Below are 3021 nucleotides of genomic sequence, written 5' to 3' on the forward strand. Positions count from 1 at the left end.
CTCGTGGGTCAGGCCGAGGTGGAGGTGGTGGAATTCCGGTTCGGCGCCCCGCCGACGGCCACGGCGATCCAGCAGGCCGGCGGCCAGGCTCCGCCACCGCCGCCGCGCCGGCGCGGCCCCCAGCTCACCGAGGTCGCCCTGCAGGCCACGACCGGCGTGCACGACCTGTATCTGGTCTTCAAGAACGACGCAGCGCGCGACATCGACCCGCTGATGAACCTCACCGGCGTGACGCTGGTGGCGGAATAAAAAAGTGTGGGAGTATGAGGGTATGGGAGTTTAAATCGACTCCCGCACTCCCATACTCCCACACTCTCACACTTCCATACCCCATCGGGGCATAACGCCAGCTACTTCACTTCCCAGGTATCGCCCGCATTGAGCAGGGCTTCGAGATCGCCCTTGCCGCGGGTCTCGACGATCTGGGAAAGCTGCTGGTGCAGCATTTCCTCGTACGTCGGCCGCTCCACCCGGTAGAACACGCCAAACGGCCGCGGCATATCCTCGTGCCAGAACATCTGGCCGGCGATGCCGGCGAGTTCGCGGCTGGTTTCGTCGTACGTGAGGCAGTCGGATGCCGACCACTTCCCGCCTTCCAGGTCGATCACTTCCGGCTTGAAGCCGTCGAGCCGGATGCCCTGCTTGCCGTTGTCGAACAGCATCGGCTTGCCGTGTTCGATGAAGATGGCGCGCTCGGGCTTGGTCGCCTTCTCGGTAAACTGGAAGAAGGCGCCGTCGTTGAAGATGTTGCAGTTCTGGTAGATCTCGCAGAACGACGCGCCGCGGTGCTCGTGCGCGCGTTTGAGGATCTCCTTCATGTGATTCGGGTCGCGGTCCATGGTGCGCGCGACGAAGGTCGAGTCCGCCCCGAGCGCTACGGCCACCGGATTAAACGGATGGTCGATCGAGCCGTACGGTGTGCTCTTCGTCACCTTGCCCTGTTCGGACGTCGGGCTGTACTGGCCCTTGGTCAGTCCGTAGATCTGGTTGTTGAAGAGCAGCAGCTGGACGTTGACGTTGCGGCGCAGGATGTGGATCAGGTGGTTGCCGCCGATCGACAGCGAGTCGCCATCGCCCGTGATGATCCACACGTCAAGGTCGGGCCGGCTGACCTTGAGGCCCGTCGCCACCGCCGGCGCGCGGCCGTGGATCGAGTGCATCCCGTAGGTATTCATGTAGTACGGGAAGCGGCTCGAGCAGCCGATGCCGCTGATGAAAACGATCTTCTCGCGCGGTACGCCGAGTTCCGGCATCAGGCGCTGGACGGTAGCCAGGATGGCGTAGTCGCCGCAGCCAGGGCACCAGCGGACGTCCTGGTTGGTCTCGAAATCCTTTCGGGTGAGCCCGGGCGTGCCGTCGCCGCCGTCGCCGCTAAAGCCGGGAGGCAGTTTGGGGCCGCCGGCCGGCGCGCCGGCGCCCGGAGGCAGCGTAGGCTTCTTTTGAGCGCCGGGTGGCAACGTCGGTTTGCGGGGTTGCTGGGAATCTTGCTGATCGTGCATGGCGATTCGAACTGACGATTCGTGACGCGTGGCGTGCCGGGCGTTAGCCCAGCACCTCGTCCACTTTGGCATTAATCTCGGATGCCTTGAAGGGCATACCCTTGATCTTGTTGAGCGGGACAAACGGCAGCAGGTACTTGTCGCGGAGAATCCGCACCAGCTGGCCGTTATTCAGCTCGGGAACGATGAGATGGCGATAGCGCGCGAAGATCGCGGGCAGGTCCGTCGGCAATGGATTGATGTGGCGCAGATGCAGGCTGCCCACGGTCTGTCCCTTCTGCCGCGCGCGGTCCACCGCCAGTTCGATCGCGCCGCGCGTCGAACCCCATCCCACGATGAGGACGTCGCCCGACGCATCGCCGTAGACGGTCGATGCCGGCAGATCCTGCGCGACGCGGTCCACTTTCTCCTGCCGGAGCTTCACCATGTACTCGTGGTTGGCCGGATCGTAGGAGACGTTGCCCGTCACGTTCTGCTTTTCGAGCCCGCCGAGGCGGTGTTCCAGCCCCGCGGTGCCAGGGCGCGCCCACGGACGCGCCAGCGTCTTTTCGTTGCGCTGATACGGCAGGAAGACGTCCTCATCCTCGACCTTGCCGTTGGGCTTGTCGATGAAGCCCGGGTCGATCGGCTGCAGCGACGCCACATCCGGCACGAGCCAGGGCGCGGAGCCGTTGGCGAGATAGCCGTCCGACAGCAGCATGACCGGCGTGCGGTAGGTCACCGCGATCCGGCAGGCCTCGAACGCCGCATAGAAGCAGTCGCCCGGCGTGCTCGCCGCGACGATCGGCATCGGCGCCTCACCGTTGCGGCCGTACATCGCCATGAGCAGGTCGCTCTGCTCGGTCTTGGTCGGCAGCCCGGTCGAGGGGCCGCCGCGCTGGACGTTGATGACGACCATCGGCAGCTCGGTCATGATGCCGAGACCCAGCGTTTCGCTCTTGAGCGCGATGCCCGGACCGCTGCTCGCCGTCACGCCCAGCACACCAGAAAAGCTCGCGCCCAGCGCGGCGCACGCTGCGGCGATTTCGTCTTCGGCCTGGTAGGTCATCACGCCGAAGTTCTTGTAGCGGCTCAGCTCGTGGAGCATGTCCGACGCCGGCGTGATCGGGTACGCGCCATAGAAGATCGGCAACCCGCTCTTCTGGCTCGCCGCCACGATCCCCAGCGCCAGCGCCTGGGCGCCCTGGATAGCGCGGTACCGGCCCGGCTTCAGCTTGGCGGGGCTCACTTCGTAGCGAATGACGAACTCCTCCGTCGTCTCGCCATAGTGGAAGCCTTTTTTCAGGAGGTTCAGGTTGGCCTCGAGAATCTGCGGCTTCTTGCCGAATTTTTTGGTGATCCAGTCGATCGCCGGCTGCATCGGACGCGAGAAGAGCCACAGGCTCAACCCGAGCGCGAACATGTTCTTGGATCGGTCGATTTCCTTCGTGTTCAGCCCCGAATCCTTCAGCGTCTCCCGCGTGAGCGTGGTCAGCGGCACCTGGATCAAGCGGTAGCCTTCGAGCGACCCGTTCTCGAGCGG

The 3021-nt window shown here is 64.7% G+C and carries 3 protein-coding genes; 1 reads left to right on the top strand and 2 read right to left on the bottom strand.

Features of this window, described 5'->3' with window-relative positions; translation table 11 throughout:
* The coding region (locus tag R2834_24820; GenBank protein MEZ4703578.1) for a hypothetical protein at positions 1-249 on the top strand (249 nt) is incomplete at its 5' end.
* Positions 250-350: 101 nt separating this feature from the next.
* On the opposite strand, the gene R2834_24825 is transcribed toward R2834_24820, so the two are convergent.
* The gene (locus R2834_24825) at positions 351-1499 is read right to left on the bottom strand and encodes a 2-oxoacid:ferredoxin oxidoreductase subunit beta (GenBank protein ID MEZ4703579.1); all 1149 of its coding nucleotides are present in this window, start codon (positions 1497-1499) and stop codon (positions 351-353) included.
* A 43-nt stretch (positions 1500-1542) separates the two neighbouring features.
* Positions 1543-3021: 2-oxoacid:acceptor oxidoreductase subunit alpha (locus R2834_24830; GenBank protein MEZ4703580.1), on the bottom strand; the 1479-nt coding region annotated here is incomplete at its 5' end.

It is taken from the genome of Rhodothermales bacterium (assembly GCA_041391505.1).
In the GTDB taxonomy this organism is placed as follows: Bacteria; Bacteroidota; Rhodothermia; order Rhodothermales; family JAHQVL01; genus JAWKNW01.

Coding starts and splice junctions, on each gene's coding strand:
- R2834_24825 (MEZ4703579.1), bottom strand. CDS start 1,499: ATGCACGATCAGCAAGATTCCCAGCAACCCCGCAAACCGACGTTGCCA.